This window comes from Paraburkholderia sp. UCT2 (assembly GCF_014397665.1).
Lineage (GTDB): Bacteria > Pseudomonadota > Gammaproteobacteria > Burkholderiales > Burkholderiaceae > Paraburkholderia > Paraburkholderia tuberum.
On the sequence record NZ_VZQO01000001.1, the window covers coordinates 131,242 to 151,274 of the forward strand.

Below are 20,033 nucleotides of genomic sequence, written 5' to 3' on the forward strand. Positions count from 1 at the left end.
CAACACGTGGCGCTCACTCCCCTTTGTTCTTGCCGAGATCGACGCCGAGTTGCTTCAGCTTGCGATAAAGATGCGTGCGCTCGAGACCGGTCTTCTCCGCGACACGCGTCATGCTGCCGTTCTCGCGCGCGAGGTGATATTCGAAGTACGCGCGCTCGAACGCATCGCGCGCATCGCGCAGCGGAATGTCGAACGAGATCGACGCGGTTTGCGCGACGAGCGCGCCGCCGCCGACGCCATCGGACGACAGTATCGGCAACGCGGCCGACGACGCGACTGACGATGCGCTGACCGGCAACGCCGGCTTCGCAGCCACGCCGCCAGGCACGGCCGCCGCGTTACCACGCGCGAGTCCCTGCTCGACCGCCTTTAGTAGCTTCTGCAACGCGATCGGCTTTTCGAGGAAGTTGAGCGCGCCGATCTTGGTGGCCTCGACCGCGGTGTCGATCGTCGCGTGACCGGACATCATGATCACGGGCATCGTCAATTGACCTTGCGCGGCCCATTCCTTGAGCAGCGTCACGCCGTCGGTGTCCGGCATCCAGATGTCGAGCAGCACGAGGTCCGGCGCCTGACGCAGACGGAACTCGCGCGCCTCCTGCGCGTTTTCAGCGGCCTCCACGACGTGTCCCTCGTCGCTGAGGATCTCCGAGAGCAGTTCCCGGATGCCCATTTCATCATCTACCACCAGGATGGTTGCCATTTACGCTGCCCTTGTCTGCACTGTTGCTTTTGTCGTTCCCTGCGACGCGCCGCCGTGCGCCGGATGGGCACCCGAACCAGGTGCACCCGGCTGCGCGGGGTCGTCCGCCAGTTGAAGGAAGAGAATCGAAATCTGCGCGCCTTCGATCACGTCGCCGGCCTTCATGCGATTGCGAATGTCGATGCGCGCGCCATGTTCGTCGACGATCTTCTTGACCATCGCAAGTCCCAGACCCGTACCCTTGGCCTTGGTCGTCACGTACGGCTCGAACGCGCGCGTGAGGATACGCGCGGGGAAGCCCGGTCCGTTGTCCGACACTGTCAGACGCACCGCGACGCGTGCCTTGCCTTGCGCGTCGGGGTCTCCGTATTCTACTGTCCTCGTCTCGAGCAAAACACGCGGATGCGCGACTTCGGCGACCGCGTCCTGCGCGTTCTGCAGCAGGTTGTGGATCACCTGACGCAACTGCGTCGCGTCGCCGCGTATCGCGGGCAAGGCCGCCAGCTCGACCTGGATCGCGCCCTTGCCTTCTTCGATACCGTACAGCGTGAGCACCTCGCTGACCAGACCATTCAATTGCAGATGCGCGAGTACCGCGGGCGGTGTGCGCGCGTAGTCGCGGAAATCGTCGACCATCTGCTTCATCGCGGCGACCTGATTGACGATCGTCGTCGCGCCGCGCTTCAGCACGTCCGCATCCGACGGCGCGAGCTTGTCGGCGAGTTTCATCTGCAAACGCTCGGCCGACAGTTGAATCGGCGTGAGCGGATTCTTGATCTCGTGCGCGAGGCGCCGCGCGACTTCGCCCCATGCGATCGAACGCTGCGCGGAGATCACGTCGGAGATGTCGTCGAACACGATCACGTAGCCCGCGGTCTGCATGCCTTCAGCGTCGCGCTCGTTCGCCGCGAGGAGGCGCGCGCCGCGCACGAGCAGCGTGAGCGGCTCGGTTTCGCCGGGCACCGGCACCGAGAACTGCTGCTGCCAATGGCCGTTGTCGTCATGGCCGTCTTCACTCGCCGCTTCGCGATCGGCGAATGCCTTGCGCACCATCGCGCCGAATTCGCCGAGCACGCCGATCTGATCGAGCGACGAGCCGAGCACCGTCTGGAACGGCTGACGGAAAATCCGCTCGGCGCCTCGATTCGCGGTGGTCAGCCGGAATTGCCGGTCGAACACGAACACACCCGCGGTCAGGTTCGCGAGGATGCTCTCGAGATACGCTTTCGAATGCTCGAGCGCGATACGATTTTTCTCGACCGCCCCGCGCGCTTCCGACAACTGCCGCGTCATCGCATTGAACGACTGCGTGAGGAAACCGAGTTCGTCGCGCGACTTGATCTCGCGCTTTGGCGTGTAGTCGCCCTCGGTAATTTCCTTCGTGCCCTGCGCGAGCAGGAATAGCGGCCGCGCGAGCTGATTGCCGAGCGCCAGCGCGAGCATCATCGCGATGAAAGTCGCGAGAAACAGCGACAGGGTCAGCGTGCCGATGTACATCTTGCGCAGGCCGGTGCGGCCGAGCGCCTTCTCCTGATACTCGCGATACGCGCGCTGCACCGAGTCGGCATTGCGCGCGAGTGTCGTCGAGACCGGCTGCGTCAGTTGCAGGAAGCGCTCGGCGGGCTGCAATAGCGACGCGTTCGCATCGGGAATACGCTGCACCACGCGCAGACGCAGCGCTCCCTTGCCGCCGTGCGCATTCGGATCGCCGTCCACTTCGCCTTCGATCGCCGCATAGCCGTGGCCACGCGCCTGCTCGATCATCAGCGGTGTCGGCAGATCGTTCGGCAGCAGCATCGCGTAGTTGCCGGATGCCTGCGCGACCACGTGCATGTCCGGCGTCGCGCCAGACATGCTGCGGGTCGGCTCGACGATCGTCGCGTCCTGCACGCCGAACTGGTCGCGCAAACGCAGCAGCGTCAACGTGGTGCCGGCCGCATCCGCGCTCGCGAGCTGCTCGGACATCAGACGCGCCTTCGTCTGCAGATCGGACAGCGACGCGTCGAGCATGCCGCGCCCGAGGTTGAGGCCGGACGCGAGCGCGGTTTCGACGTTCACGTCGAACCACGATTCGATGCTGCGCGACACGAACTGATACGACACGATGTAGATGATGCCGCCCGGCACCACACCGACCAGCGCCATGAAGAACGCGAGCTTCGCGAGCAGCCGTGTGCCGAATTTGCCCGTGCGTAATCGCACGATGATGATGACGACGAGCGTCGCCACCACCAGCAGAAAGATCAATGCGACCGCGACGTTGGCCGCATACAGCCACTGGTAATAGCGGTCGAAGAATTCGGTGTTCGCGCTGGCGGCGGCCAGCAACACGAGCAGCAACACGGCCGTCACCGCGACCGTCGACACGAGCACGCGCACGACGATGCTGCTGACACTGGTGGAAGATGAGCGCACTTTATTTAGCACGATCGGCGGCCGTGAAAGTGAAGCGCTTCCAATCGGAGGCGAGGTTCCAGTCGCGGTTGTTCACCGCGTCGATCTGGAACGGCTTGGGCATCAGCCCGATGTCGAGTTGCATGCGCACGGACGCGTTATAGGTTTCGCCGACCCGCACCTGATTGCGGTCGATCACGTGCCACGACGTCACGTGCTTGATCACCGCGAGCGCATCGTTGAGCGTGGAAAAGCCGAGTTGCAAGCCGCCCGACTGCACGCTCGACACGCGATATTCGCGCGTGAGTGGCTGGAACGACAGCCGCAAACTTTGCGACACGCTGACCGGCTGCTCGTCGAACCAGTACCAGCGCGGCCGGCTCAGTTCGAAATCGGTCGTGAAATAAAGCGGAATGCCTTTATTGACCGCGTCTTCGAGATTGCTGTTCAGCTGGAATTCGAAATGCGCGTCGAGACTCCAGCCGCCGTTGTCGGCCTGCAGCGACGCCCGCTGCACCGCTATCGAGTCAGCGTGCGCCGCGCCCGGCGCTGCAAGCCAGACGGCCAGCGCGATCCAGAGCACGGCAGCGAGCCGAAGCGGGAAGAAGCGTTTTATGGTCACCGTTTCTGAAAGCGCGCGTAGAAAAATCCGTCGTGGTCTGAGTCCGTGCCGGCGCTGAATTCAGCAGGTCGTCCAGCATGAGAACCGGCCGATGGGTCGGCGGGCGCGCGGGCAACTGAGGGTAAAAGCTGCCCCGGCGCGTCCAATCGTACCGCATCCTGGTGCTGGTTTCCAAACCACTGTGCCTGCAACTCGCCCTCTTCGGGAAAGATCGAACAGGTAACGTAAAGCAACTCGCCGCCCGGTTTCACGAGCGGCCACAGCGCGTCGAGAATGCGGCGCTGTTCGGCGACGAGCGCGGCGATATCGGACTGACGACGCAGCCAGCGAATATCCGGATGACGCCGCACGATGCCCGACGCCGAGCACGGCACGTCGGCGAGGATGCGGTCGAACGGCTGGTCGAGGTCGTCGTGCCATTGCGCGGGGTTGCCCGCGTCGCCGATGCGCACTTCCGCTTCGAGCTTCAGACGCCGCAGGTTTTCGCCGATGCGGCGCGCGCGAGACGCATCGCTTTCGAGCGCGACCACTTGAATGTTGGCGAGTTCGAGCAGATGCCCGGTCTTGCCGCCAGGGGCCGCGCATGCGTCGAGCACACGCATCCCGTCGCGCACGCCGAGCAATTGCGCGGCGAGTTGCGCCCCTGCGTCCTGCACGGACACGACACCTTCGCTGAAGCCCGGAATGCGCTCGACCGGCATTGGCGTCGCGAGCGTGACCGCGTACTCGCCAGCCTTGCTTGCGGCGATCTGCTGGCGTTGCAGCACTTGCAGATAGGCGTCGACCGTCGAATGGCGCGCGTTCACGCGCAACGTCAGCGGACCTTGCGTGTTGCCGGCGGCCAGCACCGATTGCCACGCCTCGGGCCATGCGCGCTTCACCGCGTCGATCCACCAGGCCGGATAGTTCCAGCGCGCTACTTCATCGGCTTGCAGGGAGGCGAGCAACGTGTCGCGCTCGCGCAAGAAGTTGCGCAGCACCGCGTTGACGAGCCCCTTCGCGAACGCGAACTCGCGACGCGCGCCAATCACCCTGACCGCCTGGTCGACGACCGTGAACGGCGTATAGGCGGCGCTCGCTTCGTCGTCGACGAGCAGCGCGAGCGCGCACGCGAGCACATGCGCGACGTGCGGCGGAGGCGCCTTCTTCACCAGCTTCGCGTTCAGCCACTCGGCGGTCGCGAGACGGCGCATCGTGCGATAGGCGATATCCTGCACCGCGCCGCGCGCCGCTGCGGCGTTGTCCTCGGGCACCGCCACGAAAACGCTTTGCAGCGCCGCGGGCAGGGCCGCGCCGAGACGCACGGCGCCGACGGCCTGGGCCGCGCAATCGAGTGCGAACCCGAGCGATTCGGGCGACAGTTGCAGCGTCGACAAACGGGATTCGCGCGAACGCGCCGACGAGGAAGCAAAACGCGAGGAAGGCTTTGAAGTCATGAAGGGAACAAGGGCAAGCCGCACGGTGCGCGCGGCGCAATCAGCGCACATTGTAGCGTGGCGCCGGTGGGGCGCCGCCATGCGTGGGTGGTGGCCGCAGACGCTGTCGCGCAGTGGCGACGAACGGTGTGAAAAAAAGCGGGCCTCGCGGGCCCGCTCTTCAGTACTTCAGGCTCGACGCGCCGAGCGACGCGGCGCCTCAGTCGAAGCGCCCGGTGCGCGCCATTTCCATCAAACGCGCGATGCGTTCCTCGGTCGCAGGGTGCGTCGAGAACAGACTCGCGATACCGCCGCCCGACAGCGGATTCATGATCATCATCTGCGCGGTGGCCGGATGCGCCTCGGCCGTCGGGAACGGAATGCCGCTCGCATAGCGATGGATCTTGTCGAGCGCCGACGCCAGTGCCTGCGGGTCGCCCGAAATCTGCGCGCCGCCCCGGTCGGCTTCGAATTCGCGCGCACGCGAAATCGCCATCTGGATCAACGCACCCGCAATCGGCGCGAGCAGCGCAACCGCGATGCTCGCGATCGGGTTGGCGGGACGGCCGTTTTCGTCGCGGCCGCCGAAGAACATCGCGAAGTTCGCCAACGCGGAAATCGCGCCGGCCATGGTCGCCGAAATCGTCGAGATCAGAATGTCGCGATGCTTCACGTGCGCGAGTTCGTGCGCCATTACGCCGCGCATTTCGCGCTCGGACAGTACGCGCAGAATGCCGGTGGTCGCCGCGACTGCCGCGTGCTCCGGGTTGCGGCCGGTGGCGAACGCGTTCGGCGCGTCTTCGTTGATCAGGTAGACGCGCGGCATCGGCAGGTTCGCGCGCGTGGCGAGATCGCGCACCATCCGATAGAACTGCGGCGCGCTGTTTTCGTCGACTTCCTGCGCGTTGTACATGCGCAGGACCATCTTGTCGGAGAACCAGTACGAGAAGAAATTCATCCCAAGGGCGATCACGAGCGCGACCATCATGCCGCGCGACCCGCCGATCATCCCGCCGATCACGATGAAAAGGGCCGTAATCGCGGCCATCAACATCGCGGTTTTCACCCAGTTAAACATGTCTGCAACTCCTTGCCCCGAGCGTGGCCTTCATCTCCGTGCCGCGCGATTGCGGCGCCAGATTGTAAGCGAAATGTTAGATAGGGGCGATGCGGGAAAATTCAATCATCGCGAGGCGCTCGCGAGTTTGATGCCCAGCCCGACGAACGCGCTGCCGACGCCGCGATCGAGCCAGCGCTTGACCGCCGGTTTGCCCGAGAAACGCTGCGTGACGCTGCCCGCGATCCACGCGACGAAGCTGTTCCAGACCATGCTCATCAGCACGAAGACCGCGCCGAGCGTGAGAAGCGCGAAGGTCTTGTGTTCGCTGCCCGTCGTGACGAATTGCGGGAAGAACGACACGAAGAACAGCACGACTTTCGGGTTCAGAACGTTGGTCCAGAAGCCTTGCAGGAACAACTGCCGCAGCGACTTCGGCGTGGACGACGCGCGCGCATCGCCGGCGGGCGCATCCGCGGCCGGTTTCGTGAAGATCAGGCGCACCCCCAGATAGATCAGATAAATCGCGCCGACGAATTTGACGATGGTGAACGCCGTGGCCGACGCGGCCAGCAGCGCGGTCAGTCCAAACGCGCAGGCAAGCGAGTGAATGCAGCAGCCCGCCGAAATGCCGAGCGCCGACATCAGCCCCGCGCCGCGGCCCTGGGCGACGCTGCGCCCGACGATATAAGCGGTATCCGGCCCCGGCGTGATGTTCAGGAGAAAAACCGCGACGATGAAAAACTCGAAATGGACGATGCCGAACATGTGACGAACCCTCGAAAACCTGGTCTGCTGCATGGAGGATTCTAACGCGCGTCACGCTCGCGGCGGGCGCGGAGAACACCGGCCGAATGGACGATGCTCCGGCGTGCGAGACGCGCTTATTGCGCCTCGGGAAGCTGGAAGCGCTGACCTGCGGCGAGCGGCGAGCCAGCAAGGAATTCGCGCACCGGCAGGCGCTTGCCGCCGGGCTTCTGCAATTGCGTCAGACGCAGTGCACCTTCGCCGCAAGCGACCAGCACGCCGTCGGGCGCAACCTCGACGATGGTGCCTGGCGCCTTGTTGCTGCCCGACGCCGGCGGGGCTACGGCGGTGGCGGCCCAGATCTTGACGGTGCTGCCGTCGTCGAGCGTGCCGGCGCCGCCGGGGAACGGGTCGAACGCGCGCACCTGACGCGCAAGCGCCTCGGCCGGCCGGCGCCAGTCGAGCGCCGCTTCGTGCTTGGCGATTTTCTCGGCGTAGGTCACGCCGTCGGTTGGTTGCGGGATCGACGTCAGCTTGCCGCTGTGCTCGAGTTCGATCAGTGCGTCGACGATCAGTTGCGCGCCGTCCCCGGCGAGGCGGTCGTGCAGCGTGGCGGTGGTGTCGTCGGCGAAGATGGGGGTGCGTACTTCGGAAATCATCGCGCCGGTGTCGAGTCCAGCGTCCATCTGCATCAGCGTGATGCCGGTTTGCGCGTCGCCCGCCTCGATCGCGCGATGAATCGGCGCCGCGCCGCGCCAGCGTGGCAGCAGCGACGCGTGGATGTTGATGCAGCCGAAGCGCGGAATGTCGAGCACTTCCTGCGGCAGGATCAGCCCGTAGGCGGCGACAACCATCACATCGTGCGGCGTCGCGCGCAGTTGCTCGATTCCGGCGGCGGCTTCCTGTGGATATTTGCCAGCGCGGCGCAGCGACGTGGGCTGCGCAACCGCGAGGCCGTGCTCCTGCGCGTAGCGCTTGACCGGACTCGCCTGCAGCTTCATGCCGCGACCCGCCGGCCGGTCCGGCTGCGTCAAGACGAGCGGCACGGCAAACCCGGCGCCATGAATCGCGGCCAGCGCGGCCGCGGCGAATTCCGGTGTGCCGGCAAAGATGACGCGCAACGAATGACTCATGAATGGGGCGGTAGGCAAGTTGAAAGCGCGTTACATCGCGTGGGCGAGCTTCTTCATCTTGCTCTTGATGCGCGTTTGCTTCAGCGGCGACAGATACTCGACGAACACATGGCCCATCAGGTGATCCATCTCGTGCTGGATGCACACGGCGAGCAGCCCCTCGCAATCGAGCTCGAACGTTTCGCCCTTCTCGTTGAGCGCACGCACGCGCACTTTCTCGGCACGCTCGACGTTGTCGTAGATCCCGGGCACCGACAGGCAGCCCTCTTCCGACAACTTCCTCTCATCGCTCGACCAGACGATTTCCGGATTGATGAACGCGAGCAGTTCGTCGTGCGTTTCCGACACGTCGATCACGATCACGCGTTCGTGCACGTCCACCTGGGTGGCGGCGAGGCCGACGCCGGGCGCCGCGTACATCGTTTCGGCCATGTCCGCGACGAGACGGCGGATACGGTCGTTGACCTCCGGGACTGGCTTCGCCACCTTGTGCAGCCGTTTGTCCGGGTAATTGAGGATGCTCAGTAAAGCCATGATTTCGAGTGTGATTTGAGACGCCGCCAACCGTTGGAGGCTCGCGTTGGCCATTTGGCCAGGTTGTGAGCCCGTCGTAATACGCAGAGGATAGATGATGTCGAACCGGTTCGATTCAACGCGCCTCGTGCGCCCGACGACGAACCCGCGCCGGTAAGCGCGGCGCCGCGATTATTCGCGGCTCATTGCCGTTTTATTTCCGCGTTTTTATTTCGGATGATGAAAATTTTAGCATGGCGCCCGCCTGCCCGCAGGCCCCGCCAGAGGAGCGACCCGCATGCAGACCTTGCCCGCGACCCGTATCGAACTTGCCGCCTGGCTGCGGTTGTCACTTGCGCCGGGCCTAAAACCCGCGGCGTTGCGCCTGTTGCTGGGCGCATTCGGGCTGCCGCAGGCGCTGTTGGCGCAGTCGCCGGAGACGCTCGCGGAGGTCGCCGGTGACGCCGCGGCGCGCGCGGTGCTGGCGCCGCCGGGTCCAGCGTTCGACGGCCAGCTCGATGCAGTGCTCGCATGGCGCGAGCAGCCGGGCAACCAGATCGTCACGCTCGACGATCCCGCCTATCCGCCCGCGCTGCTGACGATCCCCGATCCGCCACCGCTCCTATATATAAAGGGCCGGCTTGATTTGCTGCATACGCGCGCGGTCGCGCTGGTCGGCAGCCGCAGCGCGACGCCGCAGGGCATCGAGGATGCGCGGCGGTTCGCGCGAGAACTGTCGGCGGCGGGCGTGACGGTCGTATCGGGGCTCGCACTCGGCATCGACGGCGCCGCGCATCGGGGCGGGTTGGAAGGTGTCGGCGGAACGGTCGCGGTGGTAGGCACCGGCGCGGACCTCGTCTATCCCGCCGCGCATCAAGCGCTCGCGCGGCAGATCGCCGCGCAGGGTGCGATTCTCTCGGAGTGGCCGCTCGGCACGTCGGCACGCGCCGCCAACTTCCCACAGCGCAACCGGCTGATCGCTGGACTGGTCAGCGGAGTCGTGATCGTCGAGGCGGCTATGCGTTCCGGTTCGCTCATTACCGCGCGGCTTGCCAATGAGATGGGGCGCGACGTGTTCGCGTTGCCCGGATCGATTTACGCGCCGTTGTCGCGCGGCTGTCATCGGATGATCAAGCAGGGAGCGCGGCTCGTGGAAACGCCTGACGAGGTGCTGGAGGAGCTCGGTTTTGCCCCGCGGCCGGCGGGCGATGCGAGACGCTCGGCGAAGCGGGCCGTGCCGCTGGAGCATGCGGGTTTGCACGTTTCGTCGGGTGGGACCGCTTTGCCCGCTACGACCGCAGCCTTCGCCGACGCACCGGCGTCCGGGCCGGCCCCGCAGCCGGCGCTCGCCCCTGACGCACAGCGTCTGCTCGCCGCGCTCGGCCATTCGCCGACCACGCTTGAAATTCTCGCCGCCCGTACCGAGATGGAGAACGCCGCCCTGCACGCCGCCTTGCTCCGGCTCGAACTCGCCGGCGAGGTCACGCTGCTGCCCGGCGGCCGCTTCATGCGAGCCCATCATGACTGAGCCGAGACTGACCGGCGTCAATGCAGATTGGCAACTTTTCGCGACCGGCCATGCTACATTCGCGCCAAAGCACCCGACAAAACACACAAGGAAATCACTTCATGCCCGCGCTGAACCTCGACACCGACCAGGACCGGATCGCCGAGCGCGTCAACGAACCCGACACGCTGTTCGTTGCATGCCTGTGCGCGGAGTGGTGCGGAACGTGTCGCGAGTACCGGGTCTCCTTCAACCAACTGGCCGAGCGGCACCCGGAAGTCTGTTTCGCATGGATCGACATCGAAACTCATGCGGATCGGTTCGACGATCTGGACGTCGAGAATTTCCCGACCGTCCTGATCGAAGACTCGGTGACGACACGGTTTTTCGGTACGGTTTTGCCACAGGTGTCGATCGTCGAGCGGATGCTGTCGGATCTGACCGCGCTGCCCGGCGTAACCGGTGCGCCAAAGCTGCGGCCGGCGCTGGCGGTCGCCTGAAGGCGGCCTCGCGCGCCGCCCGGTCAAACGGAAAGCCTCGCGACGCGCGACTTGCGGCACAGGTCCCCGCCGATCATTTGGGACAGCATCGCGGCTGGCATCGCTGTCCGCACGCGGCGTTTGCCGCAGTTGATCAACCTCTGGACGCGCAATTATGATGACGCGCTTTTATGGCACTTGACCCGTTGGGTTCGCACCTTGTGCTATAAAGCGGTCGTTATTGGGTCGAAAGAGGTCTCAAGCGAGCGTCGCGCGCCATGTTGGCCCTCAAGGCCACCAACCCGGATCTACCAACCTCACATCGAGTCATGTCCAAAGCACTGATCATCGCCGAAAAGCCTTCTGTCGCGAACGACATCGCGCGCGCTTTGGGCGGCTTTACCAAGCATGACGAGTACTACGAAAGCGACGACTACGTCCTTTCGTCGGCAGTGGGCCACCTGCTGGAAATCGCCGCGCCCGACGACTACGAAGTCAAGCGCGGCAAGTGGAGCTTTGCCAATCTGCCCGTCATTCCTCCGCATTTCGATCTGAATCCGATCGCGAAGAGCGAGTCGCGCCTGAAGGTGCTCACCAGGCTGATGAAGCGCAAGGACATCGACCGTCTGATCAACGCATGCGACGCGGGGCGCGAGGGCGAACTGATTTTCCGCCTGATCGCGCAGCACGCGAAAGCCAAACAGCCGGTGCAACGGCTGTGGCTGCAGTCGATGACGGCCGGCTCCATTCGCGACGGTTTCGCGCGTCTGCGCAGCGACGAAGAGATGCAGCCGCTCGCCGACGCGGCGCGTTGCCGCTCGGAGGCGGACTGGCTCGTTGGCATCAACGGCACACGCGCGATGACCGCGTTCAACAGCAAGGGCGGCGGCTTTTTCCTGACCACGGTCGGGCGCGTGCAGACGCCGACGCTATCGATCGTCGTCGAGCGCGAAGAGAAGATTCGACGCTTCGTGCCGCGCGACTACTGGGAAGTGAAGGCGGAGTTCGTCTGCGCGGCCGGCTTCTACGAAGGCCGCTGGTTCGACCCGAAATTCAAGCGCGACGAGTTCGATCCGGAGAAGCGCGATTCGCGCCTCTGGGCGTTGCCAGCGGCAGAGACGATCGTCGCGGCTTGCCGCGGCCAGCTCGGCACGGTGACCGAGGAGTCGAAACCGTCGACGCAGCTGTCGCCCGCGCTCTTCGACCTGACCAGTCTGCAGCGAGAAGCCAACGGCCGCTTCGGCTTTTCGGCAAAGAACACGCTGGGTCTCGCTCAGGCGCTGTACGAAAAGCACAAGGTACTGACCTATCCGCGAACCGACGCGCGCGCGCTGCCGGAAGACTATCTGGACACGGTCAAGCAGACGCTCGGCATGCTCAAGGAGAGCAACAACTACCTGCCGTTCGCGAAGCAGGTGCTCGACAAGGGCTGGGTGAAACCGAACAAGCGCATCTTCGACAACTCGAAGATCAGCGACCACTTCGCAATCATCCCGACGCTGCAGGCGCCGAAGAATCTGTCCGAGCCGGAGCAGAAGCTCTACGACCTCGTCGTGAAGCGCTTCCTCGCCGTGTTCTTCCCTGCCGCCGAATCCCGAGTGACGACGCGTATCACCGAGGTGGTCGGCCATCACTTCAAGACCGAAGGCAAGGTGCTCGTCGAGCCGGGCTGGCTGCAGATCTACGGCCGCGAAACCAGCGGCGACGATGCGAACCTCGTGCCGGTGCAGAAAGACGAAAAGGTCAAGACCGACAAGATCGCCGCACAGCAACTGGTCACGAAGCCACCAGCGCGCTACAACGAAGCGACGCTGCTGTCGGCGATGGAAGGTGCGGGAAAACTGGTCGAAGACGACGAATTGCGCGAAGCGATGGCGGCCAAGGGGCTCGGCACGCCGGCAACGCGCGCGGCGATCATCGAAGGTCTGCTCACCGAAAAGTACCTGATCCGCGAAGGCCGTGATCTGATTCCGACCGCCAAGGCCTTCCAGCTGATGACGCTGCTGCGCGGCCTCGGCGTGAAGGAGCTGACTGCGCCGGAGCTAACCGGCGAATGGGAATACAAGCTGTCGCAGATGGAGCGCGGCAACCTGCCACGCGACGCGTTCATGCAGGAAATCGCGCGCATGACGCAGACTATCGTCAAGCGCGCGAAGGAATACGATTCCGACACGATCCCGGGCGATTACGCGACATTGCAGACACCTTGCCCGAATTGCGGTGGCCAGGTGAAGGAAAACTACCGGCGTTTCGCGTGCTCGAAGTGCGAGTTCTCGATCTCGAAGATTCCGGGCGGCCGTCAGTTCGAGATCGCCGAAGTCGAAGAACTGCTGCAGAACAAGACGATCGGGCCGCTGTCGGGCTTCCGCAGCAAGATGGGGCGGCCGTTCTCGGCGATCCTGAAACTGTCGCTCGACGACGAGATCAAGAATTACAAGCTCGAGTTCGACTTCGGCCAGGACGCGGCCGGCGAAGACGGCGAGCCGCCCGACTTCTCCGATCAGCAGCCGGTCGGCGCGTGTCCGAAGTGCCAAGGCCGCGTTTTCGAGCATGGCATGAGCTACGTCTGCGAAAACTCGGTGGCGAATCCGAAGTCGTGCGACTTCCGTTCCGGCAAGGTGATCCTGCAGCAGGAAATCGCCCGCGAGCAGATGGCCAAACTGCTCGAGGAGGGTCGCACCGATCTGCTGACGAACTTCAAGTCGTCGCGTACCGGCCGTAACTTCAAAGCTTTCCTCGTCAAGCAGAACGACGGCAAGATCGGCTTCGAATTCGAGAAGAAGGAGCCGGCGGCGGCGAAGACCGCAGCGGCGAAGACTTCGGGTGCTCGTTCCGCGGCCAAGGCGATGCCGGAAGCGGACGAAGGTGATACCGCGGTGGCCGTGAAGGCCGAGCCGGCGGAAAAGAAGGTGGCGGCGAAGAAGGCGCCCGCCGCCAAGTCCGCGGCGGCCAGGAAGGCACCGGCGAAAAAGACCGCGGCGCGAAAAGCCGGCTAGTAGGGCGAGATTCGGATCGGCGGCTCGCGGTGGTAGCAGGAATAGCTACATTAGCCACCGCAGTCGGCGATCCGTGCACAGCCCGCGGTGTAGTCCGCATCTGTCCATGAAAAAAGGCGCAGTCACTTGAGGTGACTGCGCCTTTTTAATGCCGGCCCGCATCGCTGCGGGCTTCGACATTCAGAGATTTACAGCGGCGACAACGCCGTCGGGCGTGGACTGCGATTGGACGACTTCGTCATCGGCTTCGGCACCGCCGGCGACAGCTCGCTATCGAGAAGCCGCGACAGCGGCTCGGCGCCATCGAACGCTTCCGGTGCGCGCGACTCGGCAGTCTCGAACGCGGCCGACGTCGCCGGACGCTCCAGACCGTCCTTGATCCACTGCTCGCCGAGCACGCTGTTCGGCGTCTGGTTGAAGTGCTCGACCAGATGGTCGATGAACGTGCGCACCTTGGCCGGCAGGTGACGGCGGCTTGGGTACGCAATATTGATCTCGACCTGCGGCAAACGGTAATCGCCGAGCAAACGCACGAGCCGGCCGCGCGTCATGTCGCGACCGATCAGATAGCTCGGCAGAATCGCGGTGCCCATGCCGAGCAGCGCAAACTGTCTCAGCATCTCCGTGTTGTTCGCGACGATCACGTTCGACGGCCGCACGCGCACTTCACCTTCCGGCCCCGTAAACACGCGTTCATCGCCCCAGTATTCGGATGGCAGGCTCAGGCACGGGTGCTCGAGCAGATGTTCGGGACGCGTCGGCATGCCATGCTTTTCCAGATAAGCCGGCGTCGCGCAGACGGTCATGCAGCCCGTGGTCAGACGCCGCGTAACGATACTCGCGCTGCGCATTTGCCGCGCGATCACGACGCCGACGTCGAAGCCCTCCTCGACGAGGTCCACCTGACGATCGACCAGCGTGACGTCGGGAATGACTTTTGGATAGCGCTCCGCGTACGTTTGCAGCACGGGCGCGAGGTTATGCAGCCCGAACACGACGGGCGCGACGATGCGTAGCGTGCCGACGGGTTCGTGATTGCGAGCGACCACCATCTGTTCGACGTCTTCCAGTTCGTCGAGAATCTGACGGGCGCGCTCGAGGTAGACCTGACCGGATTCGGTCAGCGACAAGCTGCGGGTCGTGCGATTGAGCAGCCGCGTACCAAGACGGCCCTCGAGGTCGGCAACGTGACGGGTGGCGACCGCGTTGGAAATATCCATGGCGCTCGCGGCGCGGGCAAAACTGCCGAGATCCGCCACCTTGACGAAAACTCGCATCGACTGCAAATGATCCATAGGACGACTCCCTGCCTTGTTACTGCTTCCTGACAATTGGTGAAAACCAGTGAAGCGAACTTGGAATTCTCCTACGACTCGCAAAATCGTGCAGAAGTTGCCCGCAAAATAGGAAATATTGTCAATTTTGGTACGACTGTGTCGATAAAACCGGGGTCGGACCAGCGATTATTCCCAAATCAAAAACAATCTGCTGCGCTGCAGCTTGCTCTGTCTTTTTTGTTCGAACAGACGCAACGGTCGTTCGGCCGTTGCGGAACTCGAAAAAACGGAAATAAACCGGGCACCCAACGAAAAAACCGCCCGAGGGCGGCTTTTTATGCTGAGTGAGCACTCACATAATCACGCTGTGAGTTTTTCCTCGAGCGCGCGCTTCGCCTCAGTCAGTGCCGGCGGCAGACCGTGTTGCAGCGTGTCAAACAGCTTCGTGTGCAACACGAGCTCGTCGCGCCATGCAGCGTCATCGACGGAAATCACCTGCTCGAACTGCTCGCGGCTGAAGTTCAGCCCGCTCCAGTCGATGTCCTCATAGTGCGGCGAAATGCCGAACGCATGCTCTTCGCCCTGCGCGGTGCCTTCGATGCGGCCGACCATCCAGCTCAGCACGCGCATGTTCTCGCCGAAGCCAGGCCACACGAACTTGCCGTCCGCGCCCTTGCGGAACCAGTTCACGCAGAAGATTTTCGGCAGCTTCGCGCTCAACTGCCGCAGACGCTCGCCGGTCTTCAGCCAATGAGTGAAATAGTCGCTCATGTTGTAGCCGCAGAACGGCAGCATCGCGAACGGATCGCGGCGCACCACGCCCTGTTGCCCAGCCGCCGCGGCGGTGGTTTCAGAGCCCATCGTCGCCGCCATGTAGACGCCCTCGACCCAGTTGCGCGCTTCGGTGACGAGCGGCACGGTGGTCGAGCGGCGGCCACCGAAGATGAATGCGTCGATTGCGACACCGGCCGGGTTTTCCCAGTCCGCGTCGATCGACGGGCACTGCGAAGCCGGCGCCGTGAAGCGCGCGTTCGGATGCGCCGCCTTGCGGCCGGTTTCCTTTGCCTCGGCCGGCGTCCAGTCCTTGCCCTGCCAGTCGATCAGATGCGCCGGCGGCTCGTCGGTCATGCCTTCCCACCAGACGTCGCCGTCGTCGGTCAGCGCGACGTTCGTGAAGATCACGTTTTCCTTCAACGTGGCGAGCGCATTGTAGTTGGTCTTTTCGCTCGTGCCCGGCGCAACGCCGAAGTAGCCGGCTTCCGGATTGATCGCGTACAGGCGGCCGTCCTTGCCCGGCTTGATCCACGCGATGTCGTCGCCGATCGTCGAGATTTTCCAGCCGTTCAGGCCCGCCGGCGGGATCAGCATCGCAAAGTTGGTCTTGCCGCACGCCGACGGAAACGCCGCCGCCACGTGATGCTTGCGCCCGTCCGGCGAGGTGACGCCGAGAATCAGCATGTGTTCGGCGAGCCAGCCCTCGTCGCGGCCCATCGTCGATGCGATGCGCAGCGCGAAGCACTTCTTGCCGAGCAGCGCATTGCCGCCATAGCCCGAGCCAAAGCTCCAGATTTCGCGCGATTCGGGGAAATGCACAATGTACTTGGTCTTGTTGCAAGGCCACGACACGTCCTGCTCGCCCTCCGCGAGCGGCGCGCCGACCGAATGCACGCACGGCACGAACTCGCCGTCCTCGCCGAGCACGTCATACACCTTGCGGCCCATGCGCGTCATGATGCGCATATTGGTCGCGACGTACGGGCTGTCGCTCAACTCGACGCCGATATGCGCGATCGGCGAGCCGAGCGGGCCCATCGAGAACGGCACCACGTACATCGTGCGGCCGCGCATCGCGCCATCGAACAGGCCGTCGAGCGTCGAGCGCATTTCGGCCGGGGCGATCCAGTTGTTGGTGGGGCCAGCATCCTCTGCGTGCTGCGAGCAGATGAAGGTGCGATCCTCGACGCGCGCGACGTCGGACGGATCGGACCAGGCGAGATAGGAATTGGGACGCTTGGCGGGGTTGAGTTTCTTCAGGGTTCCGGCTTCGACCAACTGCGCGCACAGGCGGTCATATTCTTCCTGCGAGCCGTCGCACCAGACCACTTTTTCAGGCTTGGTCAGCGCGGCGATGCGCTGGACCCAGTCGATCAGCTTGCGGTGTTTGATCCATGTGGGCGCCTCGATAGTGGGCTGGCCTTCGAACGAGGGATGATTCATCGACTTGTCTCCGTTTGAAGCAATAGAAAAACGGTACAAGCCCGGGGACGCTGCATGCGAGAGGCATTGAATTCATCGCGCCGACGTGTCAATTTTCCACTGGCGGCGCATGATTGCGCAGATCGTCCTGGGCCACACAGCTTGCCAGGCGGAGGCGCGCTTCCTACAAGGCTTCTGCAACCTTGTGTAAAGCGGCTTGCCTCAACACGCAACAAACTGCTAAAAACGTTCTCAATTCGCCTTCACGTAGCGTTGCCGTTCTTTTGTGTGCGACAGCTTCTACGGTAGGGCATCTAGCCAGACTAACGTGTGACCTAAGTCACATGGTGGGACAGTCAGCATAACATTCCGTTCGCACCAACAAGGTGCGCCGCAAATTACATACCATGAAGATTGCCATCCTCGACGATTACCAGGACGCCGTTCGCAAGCTCGACTGCTTTCAATTGCTGGCCGACCAGGAAGTCAAAGTATTCAACAATACCGTGCGCGGTCTCGGACAACTTGCGAGCCGTCTTGCGGAAGTCGACGCCCTCGTTCTGATTCGCGAACGTACCCGCATCACATCGCAACTACTCGACAAGCTGCCGCGTTTGCGCATGATCAGTCAGACTGGCAAAGTGTCGAGCCACATCGATCTAGCGGCCTGTACCGAGCGCGGCATTGCCGTGCTCGAGGGCAGCGGTTCCCCGGTCGCGCCGGCCGAACTGACGTGGGCACTCATCATGGCCGCCCAACGGCGTATTCCGCAATACGTGGCAAACCTTAAACAGGGCGCCTGGCAGCAGTCGGGGCTGAAGACGTCGGCGCTGCCGCCGAACTTCGGGTTGGGGCAAGTGCTGCGCGGACAGACGCTAGGGATCTGGGGCTACGGCAAGATCGGCCGACTCCTCGCTGGCTATGGCAAGGCGTTCGGCATGAACGTGCTGATCTGGGGCCGCGAGCACTCGCGCGAAGCCGCTCGCGCCGATGGCTACAGCGTCGCGGCGAGTCGTGAGGAACTGTTCGAGACCAGCGATGTGCTGTCCCTGCATCTGCGTCTGCACGACGACACGCGTGGCATCGTCAAGCAGGACGATTTGATGCGCATGAAACCGACCGCGCTGCTCGTGAACACGAGCCGCGCCGAGCTGCTCGAAGAGAGTGCGCTGGTGAACGCGCTGTCGCACAACCGTCCGGGGATGGTCGCGATCGACGTCTACGAAAGCGAGCCGATCCTGCAAGGCTACAGCCTGCTGCGCATGGAGAACGTGATCTGCACGCCGCACATCGGCTACGTGGAGCGGGAGAGCTACGAACTGTATTTTTCGGCGGCGTTCAACAACATCCTCGCGTTCGATGCCGGCGATACCGCCAGTGTCGCGAATCCGGAGGCGTTGCAGGGCGGGCGTCGGCGGTGATTGGTGGGCGAGGCGGCCAGCGGATCAGATGTGTGCCCGCCCCGCCCGCCGCGTCGCTCATCGCGCTTCGTGCGCTCCCGCCTCCATCAATGCAGGGATGCGTTCAAGGAAGACCTCACCGTCGGCACGGCCAAGGTTATAGGCGTGCACCATCTGTGACGGACTCGTGTAATCCCAACTCGAAATCGGCACCTTGCGCGACGGTTGCACGTAAAGCCGCTGCTGGACGCCGTGTGGCACGACGAACATCTGCGGCCGCGGATAAAGACGCGTGACCATCACGAGCACGTTGCCCGGCGCGTCGGCATCTAGCGCGCCGACCGGCACGTTGTCGACCATGCCGCCGTCCAGCACCGGCCGGCCGTTGCGCCGCAGAACCGGCGTGAACGGCGGTGTACTCGACGATTGCAGGATCAGGTCGGCCAACTCGTCGACGCTCGCGCAATCCTGCGCGCGCACGAATTCCGGATGAAAGCCAAGCGTCCGACCGAGCGTCGGATGCAGCGTCTTGCGCACGTATTTTTCGATGTTGTACGCGACCAGCCCTGCCGCGACCGCACTTCTCGCGCCGAGCCAGCGCGGCAGATGCGACACGCCGATGCGGATTTCCGGCGCCTGCGCGAGCCTGGAAAACTTGTCGCCATAGATATCGAGCAGCGCCTGACGGTAGATCCGGTAATGCGGGAACACCGACTCGCCGCGCAGCAGATTGCCCCAGTAGGCGTTGCGCGTATTGTGGCGCAGTGCGTCTTCGTAATAGCGCATAACCCAGTCGGAGTCGCCGCGCGTGTAAATCATGCACGCGGTTGCGGCGCCGGCCGAAATGCCGGTGATCACGCGCGGACGGATGTCGAGTTGCGGCTGCACGACGTCCCAGAAACCCGCCTGCCACCAGCAGCGGTTGCCGCCGCCGGCGAATACGACCTGATCGAACATGCTGCTTTTCCTTGCTTTCCTTTGCTCTTGCTGCGCGCAGATTGTGTTGGCGGCGCCCTCGGGTCCGACGCGCATTCACTCGAGCAGCGCGTAAGTCGTAGTGGCTTGAACCGCCATGTTGCCGCCTTCGTCGAACAGTTCGACTTCGCCAAACACGAGATTGCGGCCCATGCGCAGCACGCGCGCCTTGATCAGCACATCGCCCTTGCGGACCGCGCGCATGAAGTTGATATTCAGCGACACCGTGCTCATCGGCTTGAAGCCGCCGAGCGCGGCGGTGATGGCGACGACCATCGCCGTGTCCGCGGCCGCCATGAATACCTGGCCGCTGATCTTGCCGCCCGAGTGTCGCCACTCGCCAGAGAACGGCAGACGCAGCGTGGCACTTTCCTCGTCGACCTTGATCGGCGTCAACGTGAGCGCCCGGACCCAGGGGGCGAGAACTCGGTCGAGCAGCTCCGTAATCTCTTTGTCATCCATGGGAATCCCCGGGCGAAAGCCGCGATGCTGCGTGCGGGAGGTGTCCGCGACATGATACCGGCAGCGTTGGACGCGTCGATGTTTTCGGGATGGCGGCTTTGTCGAGGGAACGCTCAAGTTCGGGCGATGCGATCGTTTTAATAACACTGCGAAAAGG

General features: G+C 63.9%; 17 protein-coding genes. 5 read left to right on the forward strand and 12 right to left on the reverse strand.

Translation table 11 applies throughout. The annotated features are described in order from the left end of the window. Positions 1-13 precede the first annotated feature (13 nt). The 8 genes from esaR to def form a co-directional block, all read right to left on the reverse strand. Positions 14-703 carry a response regulator transcription factor EsaR gene (gene esaR, locus F6X39_RS00640; RefSeq protein ID WP_184025800.1) on the reverse strand — a complete coding sequence of 230 codons (690 nt, stop codon included), beginning with the start codon at positions 701-703 and terminating at the stop codon, positions 14-16. After that, positions 704-3,130, reverse strand: coding sequence for a sensor histidine kinase (locus F6X39_RS00645; RefSeq protein ID WP_187615131.1), 2,427 nt, complete (start codon positions 3,128-3,130; stop codon positions 704-706). Continuing rightward, on the reverse strand, positions 3,120-3,719 hold the full coding sequence (locus F6X39_RS00650) for a DUF4390 domain-containing protein (protein WP_184025788.1): 600 nt from the start codon (positions 3,717-3,719) through the stop codon (positions 3,120-3,122). Before F6X39_RS00650 ends, F6X39_RS00645 begins: the two co-directional genes overlap by 11 nt. Beyond that, positions 3,716-5,155: a 16S rRNA (cytosine(967)-C(5))-methyltransferase RsmB gene (rsmB, locus tag F6X39_RS00655; RefSeq protein WP_187615132.1), complete on the reverse strand. Its 1,440-nt coding sequence runs from the start codon at positions 5,153-5,155 to the stop codon at positions 3,716-3,718. The genes F6X39_RS00650 and rsmB overlap by 4 nt, the downstream gene beginning before the upstream one ends. A 199-nt stretch (positions 5,156-5,354) precedes the next feature. Continuing rightward, positions 5,355-6,212, reverse strand: a complete 858-nt coding sequence (gene htpX / locus F6X39_RS00660) for a zinc metalloprotease HtpX (protein WP_018418965.1) — start codon at positions 6,210-6,212, stop codon at positions 5,355-5,357. A gap of 105 nt (positions 6,213-6,317) precedes the next feature. Continuing rightward, on the reverse strand, positions 6,318-6,959 hold the full coding sequence (locus F6X39_RS00665) for a LysE family translocator (RefSeq protein WP_187615133.1): 642 nt from the start codon (positions 6,957-6,959) through the stop codon (positions 6,318-6,320). A gap of 116 nt (positions 6,960-7,075) precedes the next feature. After that, positions 7,076-8,071, reverse strand: a complete 996-nt coding sequence (gene fmt, locus F6X39_RS00670; RefSeq protein WP_187615134.1) for a methionyl-tRNA formyltransferase — start codon at positions 8,069-8,071, stop codon at positions 7,076-7,078. A 30-nt stretch (positions 8,072-8,101) separates the two neighbouring features. Continuing rightward, positions 8,102-8,605, reverse strand: coding sequence for a peptide deformylase (gene def / locus F6X39_RS00675; RefSeq protein ID WP_090805503.1), 504 nt, complete (start codon positions 8,603-8,605; stop codon positions 8,102-8,104). Between the two features lie 277 nt (positions 8,606-8,882). Here def and dprA point away from each other — a divergent pair, with 277 nt between their 5' ends. The 3 genes from dprA (at position 8,883) to F6X39_RS00690 (ending at position 13,566) form a co-directional block, all read left to right on the forward strand. Beyond that, positions 8,883-10,112, forward strand: coding sequence for a DNA-processing protein DprA (gene dprA, locus F6X39_RS00680; RefSeq protein WP_187615135.1), 1,230 nt, complete (start codon positions 8,883-8,885; stop codon positions 10,110-10,112). A 101-nt stretch (positions 10,113-10,213) separates the two neighbouring features. Next, complete coding sequence (locus tag F6X39_RS00685; RefSeq protein ID WP_187615136.1) at positions 10,214-10,591, forward strand: thioredoxin family protein; 378 nt, start codon at positions 10,214-10,216, stop codon at positions 10,589-10,591. A gap of 308 nt (positions 10,592-10,899) precedes the next feature. Then, positions 10,900-13,566: a DNA topoisomerase III gene (locus F6X39_RS00690; protein ID WP_187615137.1), complete on the forward strand. Its 2,667-nt coding sequence runs from the start codon at positions 10,900-10,902 to the stop codon at positions 13,564-13,566. 188 nt (positions 13,567-13,754) lie between these two features. On the opposite strand, the gene F6X39_RS00695 is transcribed toward F6X39_RS00690, so the two are convergent. Further along, positions 13,755-14,861 carry a LysR family transcriptional regulator gene (locus F6X39_RS00695; protein ID WP_090802249.1) on the reverse strand — a complete coding sequence of 369 codons (1,107 nt, stop codon included), beginning with the start codon at positions 14,859-14,861 and terminating at the stop codon, positions 13,755-13,757. Between the two features lie 39 nt (positions 14,862-14,900). On the opposite strand from F6X39_RS00695, the gene F6X39_RS00700 reads away from it, so the two are divergent. Then, positions 14,901-15,191 (forward strand): hypothetical protein, encoded by a 291-nt coding sequence (locus F6X39_RS00700; RefSeq protein ID WP_187615138.1) that lies wholly within the window; start codon positions 14,901-14,903, stop codon positions 15,189-15,191. Between the two features lie 12 nt (positions 15,192-15,203). Here the strand turns inward: F6X39_RS00700 and F6X39_RS00705 are convergent, their stop codons facing one another. Next, positions 15,204-17,060, reverse strand: a complete 1,857-nt coding sequence (locus tag F6X39_RS00705; RefSeq protein WP_187615139.1) for a phosphoenolpyruvate carboxykinase (GTP) — start codon at positions 17,058-17,060, stop codon at positions 15,204-15,206. 386 nt (positions 17,061-17,446) lie between these two features. Between F6X39_RS00705 and F6X39_RS00710 the strand changes: the two genes are divergently transcribed. Further along, the gene (locus F6X39_RS00710; protein WP_184025762.1) at positions 17,447-18,460 is read left to right on the forward strand and encodes a D-2-hydroxyacid dehydrogenase family protein; all 1,014 of its coding nucleotides are present in this window, start codon (positions 17,447-17,449) and stop codon (positions 18,458-18,460) included. 57 nt (positions 18,461-18,517) lie between these two features. Here the strand turns inward: F6X39_RS00710 and F6X39_RS00715 are convergent, their stop codons facing one another. After that, positions 18,518-19,396 carry a patatin-like phospholipase family protein gene (locus F6X39_RS00715; RefSeq protein ID WP_184025761.1) on the reverse strand — a complete coding sequence of 293 codons (879 nt, stop codon included), beginning with the start codon at positions 19,394-19,396 and terminating at the stop codon, positions 18,518-18,520. A gap of 75 nt (positions 19,397-19,471) precedes the next feature. Then, on the reverse strand, positions 19,472-19,876 hold the full coding sequence (locus F6X39_RS00720) for a PaaI family thioesterase (protein ID WP_187615140.1): 405 nt from the start codon (positions 19,874-19,876) through the stop codon (positions 19,472-19,474). Positions 19,877-20,033: the final 157 nt, after the last annotated feature.